Raw genomic sequence first — 1282 nt, 5'->3', positions numbered from 1 at the left:
GCTGGGTGCGGGCCAGCGGCGCCCCGCTGCTGGCCCGCCTGACCGGCCCCGCCCTGCCGCAGGCCCACGATCTCGCCAGCGCCGAGGCGCAGGTCGCCGCGCTCACCCCCCATGTCGACGCCGCCTTCTACGCCACGTGGTACGGCATCACCGCCGATCCCGTGCGCGACTACCTCGTCCACGGATGGCGCGAGGGCCGCGATCCCCGCCCGGACTTCTCCACCGCCGATTACCTCGCCGCGCACCCCCACCTGGCCAAAGCCGGCATCAACCCGTTCCTGCACGCCCTCGTGCGTGCAGCCGGCAGCCTCGCCGCGGCCAGCACGGCGGTTCTGCCCCCGCCCGACACCCGCCAGGCCCAGCGCCTCGCCCGGCGGCTGGTCGACGGGCCGTTCTACCGCGCCGGCAACCCCGACCTGCAGCAAGCCGGCGTCGATCCGGCCGCGCACTACATGGCCTCGGGCTGGCGCGAAGGCCGCGAGCCGGCGCCCCGGTTCGACACCCTGGCCTACTGCCTCACCCGCGGTATCACCTACGCCACCCAGAACCCGCTGGTGCACTACGTCCTCAACGGCGGCCCCGCCCGCCCGGACCGCGCGGCGGCCCTGGCGCTGCGGGTCGCCACGCTCGCGCCCTACTTCGACGCCGCCCACTACCGGGCGGCGCTCCGCGGGCCGGCCGCGGACGCGCTGGCGGAGGCCTCCGAGGCCGAGCTGCTGCATTCCTACGTGGAGAGCGGCTGGCGGGCCCTCGTCAGCCCGCGCCCGGACTTCGACCCGGCCGGCTTCGTGCAGGCGCGGGCCAGCAGCCGGGCGGTTCTGGACGACCCGTTCTTCCGCTACGTGGCGGAGACGCTCCTGTCGGGGGCCGAGCCGTTCGCGGAGGCCGGGCGGCTGAACCTGCCGGCGGTGGACGCCGAGTGGTACCGGGCGACCTACCCGGACGTGGGCGGGCAGGCGCCGGTCCTGCACTTTGCCGGCTCGGGCTGGCGGGAGCTGCGCGATCCGGGCCCGGGGCGTTCGACGCTCGACGCGCTGCTGCGGGTGTGCGGGCTAGAACCGGCCCGGGCGCCGATCGAGGACACGGCCTGGCTCGGGGCGATCGGGCGGGAGCCCGTGGACAAGGCGGCGGCGCTGGCGCGTCAGGCACAGCTGATCGCGAAGCACTTCGACCACGGCTTCTACCGGCAGCGCTACGGTCTCGCGCCGGAGGCGGACGCGGTGGGCGACTACTGCGACACCGGCTGGCGACGCGGCCGGAACCCCAGGCCCGACTTCAACGG

General features: G+C 76.0%; 1 pseudogene. It reads left to right on the top strand.

Annotation, left to right across the window (positions count from 1 at the left end):
• Positions 1-5 precede the first annotated feature (5 nt).
• A pseudogene (locus OXS49_RS33300) lies at positions 6-1282 on the top strand (glycosyl transferase); the annotation flags it as partial.

Source organism: Methylobacterium sp. GC_Met_2, from assembly GCF_026540795.1.
GTDB lineage: Bacteria > Pseudomonadota > Alphaproteobacteria > Rhizobiales > Beijerinckiaceae > Methylobacterium.
This window is presented reverse-complemented; position numbering and strand designations above follow the sequence as displayed.